A 19,428-nucleotide genomic window follows, 5' to 3' on the forward strand; every position below is an offset into this window, starting at 1 on the left:
TCAGTCCTCCAGGACCGTCTTGACCGGGGTGCCGAGCTCGACGGTGCGGCTGACCGTGCACAGCCGCTCGTGGGACAGGCGGACGGCCCGCGGCAGGACGGCCCTGGCCCGGTCGCCCTCGGGCCCCTCGGGCAGCTCGACCCGGAACGTCACGACCAGGTTCTCCATCCGGTTCCCGGACTCGTCCTGGACCTTGTCGCCGGCGACGGTCACCGTGAACGTCTCCGGCTCCACCCGCCGGCTGATGGCGGCGTCCGCGTCGGTGGCCGTACAGCTACCGATCGCCGCGAGCAGCAGCTCGACCGGGGTGAAGTCCTCGCCACCGATGGGCAGCGTGGCACCACTCGCGTTGTGCGCGACGTAGCGCCCGTCCCCGACCCGCTCGACGCGAACCGATCTGAAGGTGTCGTCCGCCATGGTGTCGACACTAGGGCCTCAGCCTTCGACGCCGCGAACCACCTGGGGTTTTGTCGGGACGCGCAGCCGAGGGTCAGTGCGTGCCGGCGCGGGCGTCGCCGAGGTACTCCCCCGGCGTGCACCCCGTCAGATCGCGGAAGTCCCTGTTGAGGTGCGGCTGGTCGGCGTAACCGCATCGGTGCGCCACCTCCGCCCGCGTAGGCGGGGACGGCCGCGACAGCATGGTCGCCGCGTGGTGGAGCCGGGCGATGCGGGCCACGGTCTTGGGAGCGAGGCCGATCTGGTGGCGGAACCGGACGGTGAGGTGCTGGCGGGTCCAGCCGAGCTGTTCGGCGAGCGCCGCGACGCGCTGACTGCCCGGCCTCGACGTGATGCGCTGCCAGGCCCCGTGGACCGGCGCGGACAGGGCGGGACCGTGGCGGAGCCGCCCGGCGAGGTAGTGGTCCAGCACCCGGAACCGCGCCGGCCACCCACGGGTCTCGGCGATCCGCTCCGCCAGCAGCGGGGCGTCGGAGCCGAGGAGGTCGGCGAGACCGACGGTGGTGTTCGCGAGCTCTCGAAGCGGCAGGGCGAACAGGCCGTAGGCACCCAGCGGGGTCATCGTGACCACGATCCCGCGGGACGCCCCGCCCTGTTCCAGGGTCAGCGGCCGATCACGCAGCCCGGTCACCGGCGACTCCGGCAGAGCCTGTCCTGACCGGGGATCCGGGGCCACCAGGCGACGAACCGGGACCTCCAGATCGAGGGTCGCCGTGACCACGCCCAGCGGCGCCACCCGCCAGGGCATCGGGCTGGTGGCGGGGAAGTCGTGCGCGACGTAGGTGAGGACGTGGTCGGACAGCGTCGGGTGGGGCAGGCCGAAGGTGCGTTTCGCGGGTGCCCGTGCGACCTCCTCGCGTGACACCACGAGGGTCCAGCCCGGCATTCACCGATCTTACTTTCGCCGATCTTACTTTCGTCCAAGACGCCGAGGCGGGAGATCCCTAGCGTTCGGCTTCGGCGTCGAAGGGGTGGTGTCCATGGCGGGTGTGGGTGGTTTCCGGAGTCCGGCTCACCGGGAGCGGTATCTCCTGGCCTACGAGCGAGCGATGAGTCGGTGCCCGGTGCCGGACGCGGTGTCCGACGTGGTCACCCGGCACGGCACGACCCGGGTCTACCGGTTCGGCGTGGACGACGGGCGACCGGTCGTGCTGCTTCCCGCGCTGATGGCGACCGTAGCGTGCTACGGACCGGTCATTCCGGCGCTCGCCGAACACCGTCCGGTCTACGCCGTCGACACGCTCGGCGAGGCCGGCCGAAGCGTGCAGACCGCACCGTTCGCCGCAACGCCCGATCGCGCGCGGTGCCTCGACGAGGTCCTCGCCCACCTGGGGCTGACCGCGGTCCATCTGGTCGGCGCCTCGACCGGCGGGTGGCACGCGGTCAACCAGGCCATCCACGCGCCGGACCGGCTCGCCTCGATCAGCGTCCTGGACCCCACCACGGTGACGACGGGGTTCTCCTGGCCGGTGATCTGCTACGGCGCGGTGACCGCGGTGTTCGACCGGACCTGGCTCTGGCGGCGGTTCCTGCGCTGGTCGGCGGGCCAGGACATCCTGGACCGGCCGGACGCCCAGCTCGTGCTCGCCGGAATACGCGACTACAAGCCGAAGGTGCCGTTCCAGGCCCCTCCCGCCGACGACGACCTCCGCGCCATCCCGGTGCCGGTGCTGGCGTTGTTCGGCGGACGCAGCGTCGTACACGACGCCGGCCGTGCGGCCGACCGGCTCCGCGCGCTGCTTCCGCAGGCGGACGTCGAGACGCTGCCGGACACGGGCCACTACGTTTTCCTCCGGCCGGCGGACCGAGAACGGATCGTGCACCGGGTGATTGACTTCGTCGGCCGGGTGGACCGGGAACGCCGATGAGCGGGCCGGTCAGGTCACCGAGACCACGGTGATCCCCGGTCCGGACCCGCCGGCGAGGGCGGCGGGGGCCTGCTCCAGCCCGATCACGCGGCCCACCAGCAGGTCCGGGCGCAGGGTCCCCTCGGCGACCATGGCCATCATCGGCGGGTAGTCGGCCGCGGCCATGCCGTGCGTGCCGAACAGGGCCAGCTCGTGCGCGACGACCAGGTCCATCGGCAGTGGCGGGGTCGACGCCGCGCCGAGCAGCAGGCCGGCCTGTACGTGCCGGCCGCGGCGGCGCAGGGAGCGGACCGAGGCCACCGCGCTCCGCGGCAACCCGGCCGCGTCGATCGACACGTGGACACCGCCGCCGGTCAGCTCGGGGATCCGGTCGGGGGTGGCGGGGACCGCGCCCAGCTCCCGGGCCCGGTCCAGCGCGGAGCCCGACGGGTCGACGGCGACGACCCGCGCGCCGAGCGCCACGCCGATCATCACCGCGGACAGGCCGAGCCCACCGCAGCCGTGGACGGCGAGCCACTCCCCCGCCGCCAGCCGGGCGTGCGCGGTGAGCGCCCGGAACGCCGTGGCGAACCGGCAGCCCAGCGCGGCCGCGGTGACGAACTCGACCGGCTCGGGCAGCGCGACGAGGTTCAGGTCGGCCGCGTGGACCGCCACGAGTTCGGCGAACGAGCCGGGACCGGTGAAACCGGGCTGGGTCTGCCGGGGGCAGACCTGCGCCTCCCCGGCCGCGCAGTACTCGCACGCACCGCAGCCGCAGACAAACGGCACGGTCACCCGGTCGCCCACCCGCCACCGGGTCACGCCGGCGCCGGTCTCCGCCACGACCCCGGCCAGCTCGTGGCCGGGGATGTGCGGCAGGGCCACGGGGTCGTGGCCCTGCCAGGCGTGCCAGTCCGAACGGCACACGCCGGTCGCCCGCACACGAAGCACCGCCCCGCCCTCCGGGCACTCCGGCTCCGCGACGTCGGTGACCGCGAGCGGGCCGCCGTAGGACTCGTGGACGACCGCCCGCACCTACACCTGCCTGCCCCGCTGCGCGACGCCCGGCCCCCCGTAGGGGTAGTCGGCCACCGCCGGCGCGCTGGCCTCGGTGAGCAGCGCGGTCTCCGCCTCGGTCAGGTGCAGCGTCGCCGCGCCGAGGTTGTCGGTGAGCTGCTCGAGCGTGCGGGCACCGAGGATCACCGAGGTCACCGCGGGCCGGTCGGCCACCCAGGACAGCGCCACCTGCGACATCGACACGCCGCGCTCCTCGGCGATCCCGCGGACGGCGTCGATGATCGTCCAGGTGCGCTCCTGGGCGTTGCGCGGGTCGTAGGCCTCCATCCCCCGCGCCGGGTCCTCCCCCAGCCGGGTCGCGCCGCTCGGCGCCTGGTCGCGGCGGTACTTGCCGGTCAGCCAGCCGCCGCCGAGCGGGGACCAGGGCAGGATGCCGATGCCCTCGTTGCGGCACACGTCCACCAGCTCGTGCTCGATGTCGCGGACCAGCAGGTTGTACTGCGGCTGCAGGGTGACGACCGGGGCGAGCCCACGGAACCGGGCGACCAGCGCGGCCTTCTGCAGCTGCCAGCCCAGGAAGTTGCTCACGCCCGCGTAGCGGATCTTGCCGGCCCGCACGGCGTCGTCGAAGAACCCGAGCGTCTCCTCGATCGGGGTCAGCGGGTCCCACGCGTGCGCCTGGTAGAGGTCGACCGCGTCCACGCCCAGGCGTCGCAGGCTGGCCTCGAGCGCGCGGGTCAGGTGGGTGCGGCTCAGCCCGGCGTCGTTGCGGCCCGGTCCCATCGGGAAGCGGCCCTTGGTCGCGATGACCAGCCCGTCCCGCACGCCCGGGCGCGCGGCGAGCCAGCGACCGATGATCTCCTCGGAGCGTCCGGCCGAGTACACGTCGGCGGTGTCGAGGAAGGTGCCGCCGCGCTCGACGAACAGGTCGAGCTGGGCGTGCGAACCCTCCTCGTCGGTCTCCTTGCCGAAGGTCATCGTGCCCAGGCACTGCACGGACACGACTGTCCCGGTGCCACCGAGGGTGCGGTACTCCACCCCTGCTCCTCCCGCGTCGACGTCAGGTCCTGGCCTGGCCGAGCTTCCAGTACCCCGAGAACAGGATGCGTCGGCGGTCCACGCCCCGGTCCCTGACCAGGTGCCGGCGCAGGCCACTGGCGAGCGCGGACTCTCCGCACAGCCACGCGTAGTCCACCACGGGCAGGGATGCGGCGCGCACGGCGGGCAGCAGGCGGGAGCCTGGCTCGTCGCCACCCCGGTAGAGCCAGCTGACCGGCACGTCCGCGGCGACCGGCTGGCGGTAGCTCTCGTCGGGCACCTCGACGAAGACGTGCGGCTCGGTGCCCTCCGGCGCGGCCTGGCCGGACTCGAGGATCGCCGCCAGCGCCGGCAGGGCCGTCTCGTCCGCGGCCAGCAGCCGGTGGCGGGCTCCCTCGGGTGGGGCGTAGGTCGCCGTACCGGCCCGGAAGCCCACCTCGTGGCCCGGCCGGGCCGCCCCCGCCCAGCGCGAGCCGGGTCCGGCGTCGCCGTGCAGGACGATGTCGACGTCGATCTCGCCGACCTCGCGGCGCAGCCGCCGGATCGTGTACCAGCGCAGGTCCGGCCGCTGGTCCTCGGGCAGCGCACGGATGGCCTGGCGGACGTTGAGCCGGTCGGCGCTCGGCATCGTCACCGCGGCGTGCCCGGGTGGCGGCATCAGCAGGCCGAAGTACTCGTCCGGGCCGTTGGTCTCGTGCCGGGTCAGCTCGGGCGCCCGGAAGGTGACCCGGCGCAGGTGCTCGCTCAGGTCGGTCACCGCGTGCACGGTCATCCGGAACTGGTCGTACACCGCGCGCTCCGCGACCGGCGCCATGACCAGCGAGACCGCCTTGTTCATGACCTTCGTCCCGAGCTGCTCCAGCACCGAGTACCGCGGCGAGTTAGGCATGCCTCACCTTAGCCGGTCGGGCTCAGGCGTCGTACCTCCGCAAGACCACATACCCGCCGGCCAGTGCGAGCAGGGTCCAGCCGAGCAGGATCGCGAACGCGCCGGCCGGCCCGTAGTCGGTCCACGCCAGCACCCCCCGTCCCCGGTGGACCGTCTGCATCAGCACCATCCCCGCCTGGTCGGGCAGGTATTGGGTGACCGCGCGGATTGCCGGCATGTTGGCGAGCCCCTGGGAGTTCAGGAACAGGATCGGGATCAGGATGCCGAGGCACAGCGCCGTGCTCCGCAGCATCATCGCGACCCCCGTGGCGAACACGCACATCAGCACCAGGTAGGCCGCCGCGCCGAGCACCGCCCGCAACGCCTGGTCGTCGCCGAGGGAGACCCCCCGCTCGCCGAACACGGTCTGGGCCGCGAAGAACGCGCCGAACGCGGTCGGCACCGCCACCACCACCGCGACCGCGGCACTGGCGAGCGCCTTGGCGGCGAAGAGGACCCCGCGTCGCGGCACCGCGGCGAGCGAGGCGCGGATGGTGCCCGAGGTGAACTCGGCGCTGACCACCATCACCCCGAACACGACGAGCACGACCAGCCCCATCGTCAACCCGAGGTACCCCATCATCACCGGGTCCCACTCCCCCGAGCCGCGCACCGGGTTGTCCCGCAGCGACAGCGAGATGAGGGCGGCCAGCCCGACCGACAACACCACCGCGAGCCCCAGACTCCACCACGTGGAGCGCACCGTGCGCGCCTTGGTCAGCTCGCCCCGCAGGGCCGCACCCAGAACGCTCATGACTCCTCCCCGGTCAGGCGCATGAAGGCCTCCTCGAGCGACGCCGTCCGCAGGCCCATCTCGTGGACCACCAGACCGTGGGCCGCGACCAGCTCGCCCACCCGCTGCACGCCGACGTCATGCGCCTTCAGCGAGCCGTCGGCGTCGTCGGCCACGCGGATCCCGGCCTCGCCGAGCACCGACCGCAGCCGGTCCGGGTCCGGGGTGGTGATGCGGACGTGGGCATCCGCGTGCTCCTCGACGAAGCGCTCGACGGTCGTGTCCGCGAGCAGCCGGCCCCGCGCGACCACCACGAGCTGGTCGGCGGTGAGCGCCATCTCGCCCATCAGGTGGCTGGACACCAGCACGGTGCGTCCCTCGGCGGCGAGGCCGCGCACGAGCGTGCGCAGCCAGATGATCCCCTGCGGGTCCAGGCCGTTGACCGGCTCGTCGAGCAGCAGCACCGGGGGGTCGCCGAGCAGGGCGGCCGCGAGGCCGAGCCGTTGGCTCATCCCCAGCGAGAAGCCCCCGACCCGCTTGTCGGCCACGTCGCCGAGCCCGACCTGGTCGAGCACCTCCCGCACCCGACCCGTCGGGATCCGGTTGGTCTGGGCCAGCCACCGCAGGTGCTGCCGGGCGGTGCGGCCGCCGTGGGTCGAGCGCGCCTCCAGCAACGCGCCCACCGACCGCAGCGGCTCGACGATGTCGCGGTAGTGCCGCCCGTCGATGCACACCCGGCCGGCCGTGGGGTGGTCCAATCCGATCATCATCCGCATCGTCGTCGACTTGCCGGCGCCGTTCGGGCCGAGGAAGCCGGTGACCCGGCCCGGCCGCACGGTGAACGACAGATCCCGCACGGCGACCGTGTCGCCGTACCGCTTGCTGAGCCCTTCGACCTCGATCACGGCGCCACGCTAGGGGCGCGCGGCAGTCCGGCGCCGTCGGCGAAAGTCGTTCGTCCGGTCGACGAAAGTCGCCGGGCCTCGTCGCCACGACGTTTGCCAGAACGGCAACAGGAGTTGCGGACATGGCGCCGTCTGCCATCGTGGAGCCATGAGCGACGTTCCCGACCGGCACAGCCCGCCCCCGTTCGACGCGGGGTGGTGGGAGGAGCACTACCAGGCCCACGCCGCGCCCCCGGACACACCGAGCGCTCAGCTGGTGGCCGAGGTGGCCGGCCTTGCCGCCGGCTCGGCGCTCGACGCGGGCTGCGGGCGCGGCGCCGACGCGCTGTGGCTCGCCCGGCAGGGCTGGCGGGTGACCGCCGTCGACGTCTCACCCACGGCGGTGGACAAGGCCAGGGAGCTCGCCGAGCACCACGATGCCACCGTCGCGGCCCGCGTGAGCTGGGTCGTCGCCGACCTGACGACCTGGCTGCCCGACGAGCGGTACGACCTCGTGGTCAGCCAGTACGTTCACCCGGCCATGCCCTTCGGCGAGTTCGTCGCCCGCCTGGCCCTGGCCGTCGCCCCCGACGGGACCCTCCTGGTCGTCGGCCACGACCACGCCGACGAGCACTCGGCTGCGCATGCCCCCGCCCAGGCCTCGATCGGCCTCGACACGGTCACCGGCGCCCTGAGCCCGCGGCTGTGGGAGGTGGCCGTGGCGGAGTCGCGGACCCGCCACGTCGAGCACGGCTCCACCCGGACGAGGATGGAGGACCTCGTCGTCCGGGCACACCGCAAGCCGGAGTGACGCCGGCGGCGCGACCCGTACCCTTGCTCCGCATGGGCCGACACCGCACCGCCCCGCTCCTCGTCCTCGCGGTCGTCCCGGGGGACGTCCTGCTGTTCATCGCCACCCACGAGCCGCTGGCCGCCCTGGCCTACGGGCCGGCCGCGCTCCTGGTCGCGGCAAGCGCGGACCGCGCGCCGAAGACCGCCTTCACCGCGACCCTCGCGCTCGCGGTGCTCTCCGGCGGCTCCTACCCGCTGCTGGTCTGGGTCTCCCACCGCGCGGGCCTGGCCACCTCCTCCCGCCGGGACACGGCCGTGGTCGCCGGTGCGGTGGCCGGGTGGGCGGGCGTGGCGTTCACCGTGGATCCCGGTCCGCAGACGGTGGGCATCTGCGTGGTGTTCGTGGTGCTGCCGCTGCTGGTCGGCCGCTACCTGAGCCAGCAGCGCCGGTTGGTGGAGGCGCTGGCGGCCCGCAACCACCAGCTCCGCCGCGAGCGTGAGCTGCTCGCCGAGCGCGAGCAGCTCCGGGAGCGGCTACGGATCGCCCGGGACGTGCACGACTCGCTCGGCCACCGGCTCAGCCTGGTCTCGGTGCAGGCGGCGGCGCTCGAGGTCGCGGCGCTGCCCGAACCGCACGGCCGCGCCGTGGCATCGCTGGCCGCCGCGACCCGCGCCGCGGTGACCGAGCTGCACGAGCTGGTCGGCTCCCTGCGCGGCTCGGGTGGCGACCGGGTACCCGGGCTGGCGGCGACCGACGCGGTCGCCGCCGGGTTCCGCGCGGCGGGCCTGCCGGTCACCGTCGAGACCCGGGGCGAGCCGCGCCCGCTGCCGCCGGCCGCGGACGCCGCGGCCTACCACGTGGTGGTGGAGGGTCTCACCAACGCGGCCAAGCACGCCCCGGGGTGTCCGGTCACCGTGCGGCTGGGGTGGGAGCCGGACGCCCTGGTGTTGAGCGTGACCAACCCCGTGCCCGGCCACGCCGCCGCCGGCCGGTCGGGTGCGGGGCTCGGCCTGGTGGGGCTGCGCGAACGGGTCGAACCGGCCGGCGGGTTCCTCGACCACCGCGCCGGGGACGGGGAGTTCCGGGTGGTCGCGATGCTGCCGGTCGCGCCGCCGGCCGACGACGGACCGGGCCTCGAGGCCGAGGCGGGGATCGGGCGGGTCCGGGCGCTCGCGCTCGGCGCGGCGGTGGCGGCGCTGGTGTTCTTCGTGCTGCCGGCGAGCATGCTGACCGGGGTGGCCTGAGGTGCTCCGGGTCCTGGTCGCCGACGACGAGCCGCTGATCGTGGCCGGCATCCGCACCGTGCTGGAGTCCGCCGGCGACATCGAGGTCGTCGCCACCGCCGCCGACGGCGCGGCAGCCGTGCGGGCCGCCCTGGAGCACCGCCCCGACGTGGCGCTGCTCGACGTGACGATGCCCGTGCTCGACGGGCTGGACGCGCTCGCCGAGCTCCGGCGGAACCTGCCCGGGACGCGGGCCGTCGTGCTCACCTCCTTCGGCACCGAGCCCAACCTGCTGCGTGCCCTGCAGGGCGGCGCCCGCGGGTTCGTCCTCAAGCACTGCGCGCCCGACGAGCTGATCCGGGCGGTGCGGGCCGCACACGGCGGCGACGCGTACCTGTCCCCCGAGGTGGCCCGGCTGGTCCTCGGCATGGTTGCCCCGGCCGCCGGGCGCCGGCAGGCCGCGGCGGAGCGGCTCTCGGCGCTCAGCCCGCGCGAGGCGGAGATCGCCGGGCTCGTCGCCGAGGGCCTGTCCAACGCCGAGATCGCGCGGCGCACACACATGAGCGAGCCCACGATCAAGACCTACATGAGCCGGCTGCTGACCAAACTCGGCTGCGTGAACCGGGTCGAGGTGGCCCTGCTGGCGCGGGACGCGGGACGATGACCGGCGGGTGAATTCCGGGGATCGGTGAACCGTTCGCGCGGCCCACCCGTGTCATGGTTGTGAGCCAGACCTTGTCCAGTACCCTCCTCATCGACCCACGCAGTGCCTGGCTCGCGCGTGCGGACCCCCGACCTCGCGAACGGACCTCTGGGCAGGTGATGGCAAGCGTGGCGATCACAGGCAGGCGAGCCCGCCGATCCGGGCAGGCGCCCGGTGAGGAGCTGGTCCGCTCCCTCTACGAGGAGCACGGCCGGAGCCTGCTGGCCTACGCGATCCGGCTCACGAACGACCGCGCGGCCGCCGAGGACGTGGTCCAGGAGACCCTGCTGCGGGCCTGGAAGCACGCCGACGACCTGCGCAACAACGTCGGCTCGGTGCGAGGCTGGCTGCTCACGGTGGCCCGCAACATCATCACCGACCGCGCGCGGGCACGGGCGGTGCGCCCGACCGAGGTCAACCAGGAGATCGACGTCCCGTCGCCCCAGCGCGACCACGCCGACGACGTGGTCAACGCGATGACCGTGCTCGGCGCGATGGACCGGCTCTCCCCCGAGCAGCGCGCGGTGCTGGTCGAGCTGTACTACCGGGGGCGGACGGTCGCCGAAACGGCGTCGGTGCTGGGTATCGCCCCGGGTACGGTGAAATCGAGGACCTACCACGCGGTCCGCGCGTTGCGCGCGACGCTGTCCCAGCCGGGGGAGGTGCCGCGATGAGCTCCGTCGAGCACGACCGGTCGCTCCTCGGCGCCTACGCCCTCGGGGCGCTGGACCCGGTCGAGGAACGCGCGGTGCACGCGCACGTCGCGGGCTGCCCGGACTGCCAGCGGGAGCTCGCCGAGTTCGTCGACCTGCGCCAGGCCCTGGACCAGGTGCCGCCGGAGGCGTTCCTGGACGGGCCGCCCGACGGTGGGGACCTCCTGCTGCGCAAGACCCTGCGCCGGGTGCGCGAGGAGGTGCCGGAAGGCCGGCGCCGGTGGTCCCCGGCCACGGTCGCGGCCGCCGTGGTGCTGCTGGTGGCCGTCGCCCTCGGCGGTGGTGTGCTGATCGGCCGGGAGACCGCGCCGGACACGGTCACCGCGGAGTCCCCACCGGCCGGCACCCGCACCGCCCAGGCGACCGACCCGGAGACCGGCGCGTCGATGACCGTGCAGGTCGAGCCCCGCGCGGGCTGGGTCTGGGTCAACGCGGACATCGCCGGCGTGCCCGCCGGGGAGAAGTGCCAGATGCGGGTCATCCCCCGCGGCGACGGCGACCCGCTGGTGGCCGGCAGCTGGGTGGTGTCCGAGCAGGGCGAGGCGAAGGGCCTCAGGCTCGAGGGCACCGCGCTGGTGGCGCCGGACGAGGTCGAGTCCGTGGAGATCGTCACGACCGACGGCAGGACGATGGTTTCGGTACCGCTGTAGTTCACCCCGGTCCCCTACGGTGACGCCCAGCCGTCCCCTGCCAACCGTGGAGGTCGCCGTGCGGGCCCTGTCCCGATCCCTGTTCCTGCTGCTGACCGTCCTCGGGCTGGTCGCCGGTGCCGTCCCGGTCGCCGCGACCCCCCGGCACCACACCGTCCGTCCGCTCCCCCAGGCGCACGCGCACAACGACTACGAGCACGAACGCCCGCTGTTCGACGCGCTGGACCACGGCTTCACCAGCGTCGAGGCGGACATCTACCTGGTGGGCGAGGAGCTGCTGGTGGCCCACGACCCCGAGGACCTCGACCCGTCGCGGACGCTGCGGTCGCTGTACCTGGAGCCGCTGCGCCGCCTGGTCCTGCGCGGCGGCATCTACCCGGGCCGGCGTGTGGAGTTCCAGCTGCTGATCGACCTCAAGTCCGAGGGCGAGTCGACCTACGCCGCGCTGGACCGCCTGCTGCGCTCGCCGCGGTACGCGTTCCTGTGGACCACCTACCGGTCGGGCCGGGTGCGGACCGGGCCGGTCACCGCCGTGGTGTCGGGCAACCGCCCCCGCGCCACGATGGCCGCCCAGCGGTCCCGGGTCGCCTTCTACGACGGCCGGATCGCCGACCCCAACGATCTCGGCCCCGGCTCCGCCGCGACGCTCACCCCGCTGGTCTCCGACAACTGGACGAAGCTGTTCACCTGGACCGGCGCCGGCCCGATGCCCGCCGCCGAGCGCGACCGGCTGCACGGGATCGTCCGCACCGCCCACCGGGCCGGGCAGCGCGTCCGGTTCTGGGCCACCCCCGACCTGCCCGGCCCCGCCCGCGACGCCGTCTGGCGGGAGCTGCGCGCCGCCCACGTCGACCACATCAACACCGACGACCTGGTCGGCCTGTCCCGGTTCCTGACCAACCGTCACCTCGCGGCGGTCGGCTGACCCCAACGGGCCTCACCGGCAGACCGGCCGATAGGGGACGTCCTTGACGTACTGCTCCCACTCGGTGCGGGTGATCGGATCTCCGGAGATGGCGCAGACGAGGTCGGCCGCCCGCTCCGGGTCCGTCGCCCACAGGCGCGCCATCCGGTCGTTGCCGCTGCCGGCGAGGGTGCGGCCGTCGGGGCTGAACACCACCGAGTTCACCCCGCCGGTCGCGGCGGTGAGCGTTCCGAGATGCGCGGGCTCGCTGAGGTTCCCGACGTCCCACAGCCAGATGGTCTGGTCCGCGGTGCTGGCCGCGAGCGTCTCCCCGTCGGGGCTGTACGCGATCGAGAAGACGTAGTTGGCCGGGCCGGTGATCACCCGCCCCACCGACCTCGGTTCCGCGGGGTGAGTGACGTCCCAGAACCGCACGGTCTTGTCGGCGCTGCCGGCGGCGAGCGTGCGGCCGTCGGGGCTGAACGCCACCGAGTACACGTAGTTCCTGGGGCCGGTGACCCGGACAGGTCTGGTTGGGTGGGCCGGGTCGCTGACGTCCCACAGCCAGATGGTGTGTTCGTTGCCGCTGGCGGCGAGCAGCCGTCCGTCCGGGCTGAACATGACGAACTGGGACCTGGCGGTAGGCCCCGCGAGCGGGGCGCCCAACGGGACGGCGCGCTCGGGAGCGGTCATGTCCCAGAGTTGGATCCGGCCGTCCATCCCGCCCGTGGCGAGCGTGCGGCCGTTCGGGGTGATCGCTGCCGAGCCGACCGCCTGGTTGCCGTCGGCGGGGTTTCGCACCGGCGGGCCGAGCCGTCTCGGTCGGTGGATGTCGGTGATGTTCCAGAAACGGACATGGCCGTCGTCGACGCCGCTGCCGGTCACCAGTGTCCGGCCGTCCGGACCGAACAGGGCGTTGAAGATCGTGTCGGAGGACTCGGTGATGACCGGCCCGGGTACCGCCCAGAGGCGGGCCACACCATCGGACGCACCGCTTGCCAGGGTCGCGCCGTCGGCGGTGTAGGCCAGCGCCGTGATCGGTCCCGGGTGCGGAAGGCTCAGGCTTGTCGTGCGGCTGTAGACGTTCCACAGCCTCAGTTCCGCGTCCGACCCGCCGGCGGCCAGGGTGGCGCCGTCGGGGCTGAACGCGACGGCGTTGATCCAACTGGTGGCCCCGGTGAGCGGCTCCCCGAGCGGGACCGGGCCCTCGCGGCGGGTGAGGTTCCAGAGGTAGACGTTCTTGTCCGCGCTCCCCGCGGCGAGCGTCCGGCCGTCCGGGCTGAACGCGACGGCGAACACCGTGGCGGTAGGCCCGGTCAACCGTGCCAGCTCGACCGGGCGACGAACGCGCTCGACGGCCCACAGTCCGACGGTGCCGTCGGCGCTTCCCGCCGCGAGCGTGCGCCCGTCGCGGCTGAACGCCACCGCCTGGACGTAGTCCTCGAACGCGGTCAGCCGTCCCATCCGGACCGGTGACCGCGGATCGCTCAGATCCCAGAGGTGAACGGAGTTGTCCGCGCTGCCCGCGGCAAGCGTCCGCCCGTCGGGGCTGAACGCGACGGAGTACACGGTGTTCCCGGCACCGGTCAACCGGCCCACCGCCGTCGGCGCGGCCGGGTCCGTGACATCCCACAGCCGAACAGTCCGGTCTCCTCCACCGGCGGCGAGCAGATGCCCGTTGGGGCTGAATGACACCGTGAAGACCGTGTCGGTGGGGCCGGTGAGGGGCTTCCCGAGCGGGGTGGCCCTGCTGCGGCGGCCGAGTCGCCACAGGCGGACGGTCTTGTCGGTTCCGCCGGCCGCCATGAGCCCGCCGTCCCGGGTGAGCGCGATCGCCTGCATCGCGCCTTCCGGCCCGAGGATGCGGGTGGCTGCCGTGCTGGCCGTCGCGTCGAGCAGGCTTGCCCGGGCCTCCGGAGTCGGGTTGATCGCGTAGGCGGCCACGGCCAGTTGCTTCGCCAACGGGACGTCGTACTCACGCAGCCGGTTCGCCTCCCCGGCGACCTGCCGCGAGATCGCCACGTCCCGCTCCATGATGGCGACCGCGCGTTGACGGAAGACATACGCTGTCAGCCCGCTGGCGACCAGGACGAGTACCGTGAGCGCGGCGACCAGCCTGCGCAGGACCAGCGTCCGCCGCCGCTGAGCACGCTGCTCGGCCTCCTGCTGGGCCACGCTCGCGGCCAGGTACTCGCGCTCCAGCGCGTTGAGGTCCTGCCGGTGGCCGCGCTCGGCCGCCCATTCCTGGGCGGCAGCGAGCTTTCCGCCGCGGTACAGCGCACCCGGATCGCGGTCGGTCTCCCGCCAGACCTGGGCGTCGTGGGCGAGCCGACCGTGGACGCGCAGACCATCCCGGTCCGCGTCGATCCACTCCCGCAGCCTCGGCCAAGCGGTGAGCAGAGCCTCGTGGGTGATGTAGACGGAGTCGGTGTCGGCGGTGACCAGGCGCTGCTCGACGAAGGTGTCCAGAATCTCGCCGACCGCGGCTGCTTCGTCGTTCGTTCCCTCCGGCAGGATCTCCGCGTAGGACACGTGCCGGCGGGAGTCCGCGGTCCGGTCGCCGAGGTGCACGAGCCGCAGCAGGAGCTGGCGTGCGGTGCGCCGCTGCTCCTCGTTCAGCCGGTCGAACACGGCCTCGGCCGTGCAGGCGATCGCACCGCTGATGCCCCCCGTCGCGGTGTAGTCGGCGATCGTCATCGTGCCTCGGCGGGCCCGCTCCCAGGTCGCATGCAATGCATGGGACAACAGCGGCAGCGCACCCGGGTCGTGCGCCGAGCCCGGCAGGCACTCGGTCGTCGGGTCCAGTTCGCGCAGCAGCAGTTCGACAAGGCCGTCGTCGATGTCCATCCGCGCTGTGTGCGCGGGTTCGACGATCGCGCTGCACAGCTCCGACCGGCTCATCGGACCGACCACGATCTGCGTGTTCTGGAGTGCGGCGACGAGTTCGGGGCATCGCGCAGCCTGTGGGTAGAAGTCGGCACGCAGCCCCACCACGACCAGCGTCGCCGGCGCGGCCGGGCGCGGCGCGGTCAGCTGGGCGAGGAACGCCCGTCTCTCCTCAAGGTCGATGCAGAGGGTGAACAGTTCCTCGAACTGGTCGACCACAACGAGCACGGGCTCCTCGGCGGGGTGCGCGGCAAGCTGACGGGCCAGTTCCGCGGCGGGATTCCTGCCGGGCGTGAACAGGGCGACCCGCCAGGACGGGAGATCGGGAACCGGAGACCTGCCGTCGCTGAACGCCGGGATGAGCCCCGCTCGCAGCAGCGAGGACTTCCCCGACCCGGACGGGCCGACGACCACGACGGGACGGCCGTCGAGCCACTGGCCCGCCACCCGATCGACGAGGGCGCGGGACAGGGCCTCCCGCCCGTGGAACCACCGGGCGTGCTCGGGCTGGAAGCTCTCCAGCCCGCGGTACGGAATGGGGGCGTCGGACGGACGCCGTCCAGGAGCTCGTCGTACCTGTCCGAGCGCGCGGCGCCATTCGAGCAACTCCTGCTCGTCGACGACGCCGCACGCCCGCAGAATTCCCTCGAACAGGCTTACCGGCTTGATGGGAGGGAGATGACGCCCCCCGAAGTACCCGCCCATCGTGCTGTCGGGTATTCCGACGGCCCTGGCCACGTCGCGAACGGTGAGCCCGGCCTGCTCCCGAAGCTCGGTCAGCATCCTCGCGAAGTCCTGACGGGATTGAACAGTCGTCGGGCCCAGCCCGGGTTCGTCGGATGTTCTCGACACGGGGACCCCCTCGATGTCGTGTTCCCCGCCCCAGCGATCGCGGCAACAACGTCCGCTGTTAGCGGCCCAACACCCGATGACACTAATGTGGCAAGTCGGTGACCAGCGCCGGAGGAACAATTGCCCGTACATCCCCGTACAAAGGGCCGCCCGGCGCCGGTTGCCTGAAAATTCCCTGACCACAATTGCCTTGTACGAACATCTCGCAGGATCTTCCTTCGGGCCACGTGGCCAGATTGACTCGGCGGCAGGACCGGACGGAGGAGAACGATGACCGACCTGACGATCGCGTCGCCGCACGGAGCGAACTGGAAGGGCTCGCCGGGGCACGGATGCGTACCCCTGCACCGGACGATGCTCGTGCTCGACATCGCGAACTCGACCGCACGTGCGAACCCGGCCAAGGGCCGGTTCCGCCGGGTGATGTACGACCTGCTCGACGAGGCCATGAGGGCGAGCGGGATCGCCGACCAGCACCACGACCCGCCGATCGACCGCGGCGACGGCGCACTCGTCCTCTTCCACCCCGCCGACCAGGTGCCCAAGACGCTCCTGCTGAGCCGACTGCTCCCCGCGCTCGAGCACCTGCTCACCGAGCACAACGAGCACCACCCGGAGCAGGCGTTCCAACTTCGGGCGGCGGCGCACGCCGGGGAGGTTCACTACGACCGGTGGGGCCCCTACGGCGACGACCTCGACCTCGTCTGCAGGTTGCTGGACGCACCCGCGTTGAAGCGGGTGCTCGCGAGCGCGGCGGAGCCGATGGCGCTGGTGGTCTCGGACCACCTCTACCGGTCCATCGTCCGTCATGGTTACGCGGACATCGACGGCGGTCGCTTCACCCCGCTCGTCAACGTCGACGTCGCGGGTACCGCGCACACCGGCTGGGTCCCGGCGACCAGAGCGGCACCCAGGCCGCTCTCGGTCGCCGGCGGAACTCAGACCGCGGGGGACCGCCCCTCGTAGGGGGTGGAGAGGACGACGGTGGTGCGGGTGGAGACCTTGGCGGCCTCGCGGATGCGGCGCAGGAGGTCCTCCAGCGCCGCCGGGGAGGCCACCCGCACCAGCAGGATGTAGGACTCGTCCCCCGCGACCGAGTAGCAGGACTCGATCTCGCGGATGTCCTCGAGGCGGTGCGGGTAGTCGTCCGGGGCCGCCGGGTCGATGGGGGTCAGCGAGATGAACGCGGTCAGCGGGAGGCCGATCACCTCGGCGTTGAGCTGCGCGACGTACCCGCGGATCACCCCCCGCTGCTCCAGCCGCCGGACCCGCTGGTGCACGGCCGAGACCGACAGGCCCACCTGCTCGGCGAGGTCGGTGAAGCTGCATCGGCCGTCGTTGGCCAGGACGCGGGCGATCGCCTGGTCGATCTGCTCCAGTTCGGTCATGCGGGGAGGACGGTCAGCTCGTGCGGCTGGTTGTTCAACGACTCCACGCCGTCCTCGGTGACCACGACGATGTCCTCGATCCGCGCGCCCCACCGGCCGGGGAAGTAGATGCCCGGCTCCACGCTGAACGCCATCCCGGGCTCCAGCGGCAGGGCGTTGCCGCCCACGATGTAGGGGTCCTCGTGCACGTCGAGGCCGATGCCGTGGCCGGTGCGGTGGATGAAGAACTCACCCAGGCCCGCCTCGGCGATGACGGTCCTGGCGGCGGCGTCGATCTCCTGGGCGAGCACGCCGGGGCGGACCGCGGCGACCGCGGCCGCCTGCGCGGCCTGGAGGACCTCGTAGGTCCTGGTCACGTCGGGCTCGCTCGGCGAGCCCATGACGTAGGTGCGGGTGCTGTCGGAGCTGTAGCCCTCGGGGACGGGCCCGCCGATGTCCACCACCACCACGTCGCCGGCCTCGACCACCCGCTCGGAGACGGCGTGGTGCGGGCTGGCGCCGTTCGGGCCCGAGCCGACGATCACGAACTCGGCCACCGCGTGGCCCTCCTCGACCATCGCTACCGCGATGTCCGCGCCGACCTCGGCCTCGGTGCGGCCGACCCGGAGGAACTCGGCCATGCGGGCGTGCACGCGGTCGATGGCCGCCCCGGCGCGGCGCAGCGCGTCGATCTCGGCGAGGTCCTTGCGCATCCGCAGCTCGCGCACGATCGGCCCGGCCAGGACCTGCTCGGCGCCGGGCAGGGCGCCGCGCAGCCCCAGCACGTGCAGTGCCGGCATGACGTCGCCGAGCGCCACCCGCGACGCCCCGCGCAGCCGCGAGGCGACCAGCGCGTACGGGTCCTCGCCGTCCACCCAGGTGGCGACCTCGACGCCCAGCTCGTCGGTCGGCACCTCGGCGTAGCCCGGGGCCTCCAGCTTGGGCACCACCAGCACCGGCTCCCCGCCGGTCGGGACGACGAGGCAGGTCAGCCGCTCGAAGGAGCTGCCGGACCCGCCGAGCAGGTACCTCAGGTCCGAGCCGGGGGCCAGCAGCATGGCGTCCGCGCCGGTTGTTCCGGCGGCCTGCCTGGCGCGCTCCAGCCGGGCGCGCAGCGCCGCCGGCTCCACGGCGGTGACGGTGTTCGACATAGGTCAAAGCCTAGGGGAACCCGTGTCGGCTCCGTCTCAGCGATCGATCAGTGGTCGAAGCGGCCCGCCCTGAGAGCGACCAGGAGGTGGTCCAGGCTCACGTTCAGGGCGGGACCGGTGGGGTTCTTGCTGTCTCGGAGAGCGGCCAGGTCGTTGCGCACCTCGACGCACTGCCCACCCGTGTCGGACTTCGAAGACTTACGCCAAGTGATCATCAGCCCTCCAGCAGTTCCCTAGTGAATGGCGATATACCCGACCAACCACGACATGGATCACGGCAGGGATGGCAGCTCAAGCAGTCAGGAAGGCTCGACGACGTTCGGCCCACTCAGCGTTGCGCCACTCCTCGGGCAGGGCAGCCAGGGACTCAGCCATCAGCTCTCGGGCACGATCGTGCTCCCCGAGCTTGTCCAGGATGAACGCGTGGGTGCCCTGGAAGAACTCAGCCGTGTACCAGTAGCCGGAGGACGTGAGGTCTTTCGGATCGATCTTGGCGGACATCCCCTCGGCGACCGCCAGGAGTCGACGTGCCTCGGCGTCGTCGTCGCCGGCCAGAATCTCGGCACCTTGGTACGCGATGTACGTTCGCAGCCCGAGGTCGACGCCTGTGTCCCGGCCGGCAGCATCGTTCAGCGCTGTAGCCTTGCGAGTCTGATGCCGACGCATCGCCGTGTAGGCCGAGAACGACAGTGCGGTAGCCGTCCGCTGACGGTCGTTGGCTTCCATCCCGAGGACCGCCGCCCGCTCAAGCAGGCGTTCCGCGGTAGACCAGCGACGCAACGGGACGTTCAGCCACCCGGCGTACTGGTGCAGCTCGCTGGCAAGCCCGATCGCGTCCGGTCGAACCTTCGACGGGGCCTCAGCGGCGAACCGCTCCACCATCACGGTGTACTCCCGGACCGCTGGTAGCACGGTGGCCGCGCTGGTCGAGTCCTCCAGCCGCCGGGTTTTCGCCAGCAGCTCGGCCACACTGTCCAGTACCGCCATGTCCACCCGGCGCGGGTTCTCCCCGGCCAGCGCCAACCGGTCGTCGGCGAGGACGACCAAGCTGCCCTCGGCGCCCAGCTCATCGTCAAGGCGTTGAGCCAGCTCCGCGCTCGGGGCCTTTCGGTCGTTGACCACCTTGGACAGGTGTCCGGGGTCGACAGGAATCCGACGCGCGAGAGGACGCAGGGGTATGCCCCTGGCCTTCATCAAGTCTTGCGCTTTGGTCCCGAACGACACCGGTTGTTGCCTCCTGACGCGGCCAACAGGTCAACACTATCTCTGCTCACGTTGACCAC

At 72.9% G+C, this 19,428-nt stretch carries 20 protein-coding genes; 8 read left to right on the plus strand and 12 right to left on the minus strand.

Going from position 1 to position 19,428, the window contains the following annotated elements; genetic code table 11:
• Positions 1-417 carry an OsmC family protein gene (locus BU204_RS07825; protein WP_075124905.1) on the minus strand — a complete coding sequence of 139 codons (417 nt, stop codon included), beginning with the start codon at positions 415-417 and terminating at the stop codon, positions 1-3.
• A gap of 73 nt (positions 418-490) precedes the next feature.
• Positions 491-1,342, minus strand: coding sequence for a helix-turn-helix transcriptional regulator (locus tag BU204_RS07830; protein WP_075124906.1), 852 nt, complete (start codon positions 1,340-1,342; stop codon positions 491-493).
• A 163-nt stretch (positions 1,343-1,505) separates the two neighbouring features.
• Here BU204_RS07830 and BU204_RS07835 point away from each other — a divergent pair, with 163 nt between their 5' ends.
• Positions 1,506-2,324: an alpha/beta fold hydrolase gene (locus tag BU204_RS07835; protein ID WP_233159724.1), complete on the plus strand. Its 819-nt coding sequence runs from the start codon at positions 1,506-1,508 to the stop codon at positions 2,322-2,324.
• A gap of 9 nt (positions 2,325-2,333) precedes the next feature.
• On the opposite strand, the gene BU204_RS07840 is transcribed toward BU204_RS07835, so the two are convergent.
• Genes BU204_RS07840 through BU204_RS07860 form a run of 5 tightly spaced genes read right to left on the minus strand, consistent with a single transcriptional unit; the run spans position 2,334 to position 6,924 of the window.
• Complete coding sequence (locus BU204_RS07840) at positions 2,334-3,338, minus strand: zinc-dependent alcohol dehydrogenase family protein (RefSeq protein ID WP_075124907.1); 1,005 nt, start codon at positions 3,336-3,338, stop codon at positions 2,334-2,336.
• On the minus strand, positions 3,339-4,358 hold the full coding sequence (locus tag BU204_RS07845) for an aldo/keto reductase (RefSeq protein ID WP_075124908.1): 1,020 nt from the start codon (positions 4,356-4,358) through the stop codon (positions 3,339-3,341).
• A gap of 22 nt (positions 4,359-4,380) precedes the next feature.
• The gene (locus tag BU204_RS07850; protein ID WP_083661093.1) at positions 4,381-5,247 is read right to left on the minus strand and encodes a siderophore-interacting protein; all 867 of its coding nucleotides are present in this window, start codon (positions 5,245-5,247) and stop codon (positions 4,381-4,383) included.
• A 22-nt stretch (positions 5,248-5,269) separates the two neighbouring features.
• On the minus strand, positions 5,270-6,040 hold the full coding sequence (locus tag BU204_RS07855) for an ABC transporter permease (RefSeq protein WP_075124909.1): 771 nt from the start codon (positions 6,038-6,040) through the stop codon (positions 5,270-5,272).
• A complete protein-coding gene (locus BU204_RS07860; RefSeq protein WP_075124910.1) occupies positions 6,037-6,924 on the minus strand; it encodes an ABC transporter ATP-binding protein in 888 nt (295 codons plus the stop codon). The genes BU204_RS07855 and BU204_RS07860 overlap by 4 nt, the downstream gene beginning before the upstream one ends.
• Positions 6,925-7,072: 148 nt before the next feature.
• On the opposite strand from BU204_RS07860, the gene BU204_RS07865 reads away from it, so the two are divergent.
• The 6 genes from BU204_RS07865 to BU204_RS07890 all read left to right on the plus strand — a co-directional run bounded on the left by BU204_RS07865 (position 7,073) and on the right by BU204_RS07890 (position 11,910).
• Positions 7,073-7,714, plus strand: a complete 642-nt coding sequence (locus BU204_RS07865; RefSeq protein WP_075124911.1) for a class I SAM-dependent methyltransferase — start codon at positions 7,073-7,075, stop codon at positions 7,712-7,714.
• A gap of 32 nt (positions 7,715-7,746) precedes the next feature.
• On the plus strand, positions 7,747-8,940 hold the full coding sequence (locus BU204_RS07870) for a sensor histidine kinase (RefSeq protein ID WP_075124912.1): 1,194 nt from the start codon (positions 7,747-7,749) through the stop codon (positions 8,938-8,940).
• A 1-nt stretch (position 8,941) separates the two neighbouring features.
• On the plus strand, positions 8,942-9,583 hold the full coding sequence (locus tag BU204_RS07875) for a response regulator (RefSeq protein ID WP_075124913.1): 642 nt from the start codon (positions 8,942-8,944) through the stop codon (positions 9,581-9,583).
• Positions 9,584-9,750: 167 nt separating this feature from the next.
• Entirely contained in the window at positions 9,751-10,296 is a 546-nt protein-coding gene (locus BU204_RS07880) for a sigma-70 family RNA polymerase sigma factor (RefSeq protein ID WP_198942801.1), read from the plus strand.
• Positions 10,293-10,985 carry an anti-sigma factor family protein gene (locus BU204_RS07885; protein ID WP_075124914.1) on the plus strand — a complete coding sequence of 231 codons (693 nt, stop codon included), beginning with the start codon at positions 10,293-10,295 and terminating at the stop codon, positions 10,983-10,985. Before BU204_RS07880 ends, BU204_RS07885 begins: the two co-directional genes overlap by 4 nt.
• A 46-nt stretch (positions 10,986-11,031) precedes the next feature.
• The gene (locus tag BU204_RS07890; RefSeq protein WP_408607993.1) at positions 11,032-11,910 is read left to right on the plus strand and encodes a phosphatidylinositol-specific phospholipase C/glycerophosphodiester phosphodiesterase family protein; all 879 of its coding nucleotides are present in this window, start codon (positions 11,032-11,034) and stop codon (positions 11,908-11,910) included.
• A gap of 12 nt (positions 11,911-11,922) precedes the next feature.
• Here BU204_RS07890 and BU204_RS07895 read toward each other — a convergent pair whose 3' ends face one another.
• Positions 11,923-15,558, minus strand: coding sequence for an nSTAND1 domain-containing NTPase (locus tag BU204_RS07895; RefSeq protein WP_075124915.1), 3,636 nt, complete (start codon positions 15,556-15,558; stop codon positions 11,923-11,925).
• 339 nt (positions 15,559-15,897) lie between these two features.
• Between BU204_RS07895 and BU204_RS39925 the strand changes: the two genes are divergently transcribed.
• A complete protein-coding gene (locus BU204_RS39925; RefSeq protein ID WP_158073413.1) occupies positions 15,898-16,593 on the plus strand; it encodes a hypothetical protein in 696 nt (231 codons plus the stop codon).
• Here BU204_RS39925 and BU204_RS07905 read toward each other — a convergent pair.
• From BU204_RS07905 to BU204_RS07920, 4 genes are all read right to left on the minus strand, one after another.
• Positions 16,566-17,015, minus strand: coding sequence for an Lrp/AsnC family transcriptional regulator (locus BU204_RS07905; RefSeq protein ID WP_075124916.1), 450 nt, complete (start codon positions 17,013-17,015; stop codon positions 16,566-16,568). The two genes, BU204_RS39925 and BU204_RS07905, sit on opposite strands and share 28 nt — an antisense overlap.
• Positions 17,012-18,145: a M24 family metallopeptidase gene (locus tag BU204_RS07910; RefSeq protein ID WP_075124917.1), complete on the minus strand. Its 1,134-nt coding sequence runs from the start codon at positions 18,143-18,145 to the stop codon at positions 17,012-17,014. The genes BU204_RS07905 and BU204_RS07910 overlap by 4 nt, the downstream gene beginning before the upstream one ends.
• Before the next feature lie 47 nt (positions 18,146-18,192).
• Positions 18,193-18,360, minus strand: coding sequence for a DUF397 domain-containing protein (locus BU204_RS07915; protein ID WP_075124918.1), 168 nt, complete (start codon positions 18,358-18,360; stop codon positions 18,193-18,195).
• Between the two features lie 76 nt (positions 18,361-18,436).
• The gene (locus tag BU204_RS07920; protein ID WP_233159727.1) at positions 18,437-19,369 is read right to left on the minus strand and encodes a helix-turn-helix domain-containing protein; all 933 of its coding nucleotides are present in this window, start codon (positions 19,367-19,369) and stop codon (positions 18,437-18,439) included.
• Between the last annotated feature and the right edge of the window lie 59 nt (positions 19,370-19,428).

Origin of the sequence: Actinophytocola xanthii (genome assembly GCF_001921205.1) — a bacterium.
Lineage (GTDB): Bacteria > Actinomycetota > Actinomycetes > Mycobacteriales > Pseudonocardiaceae > Actinophytocola > Actinophytocola xanthii.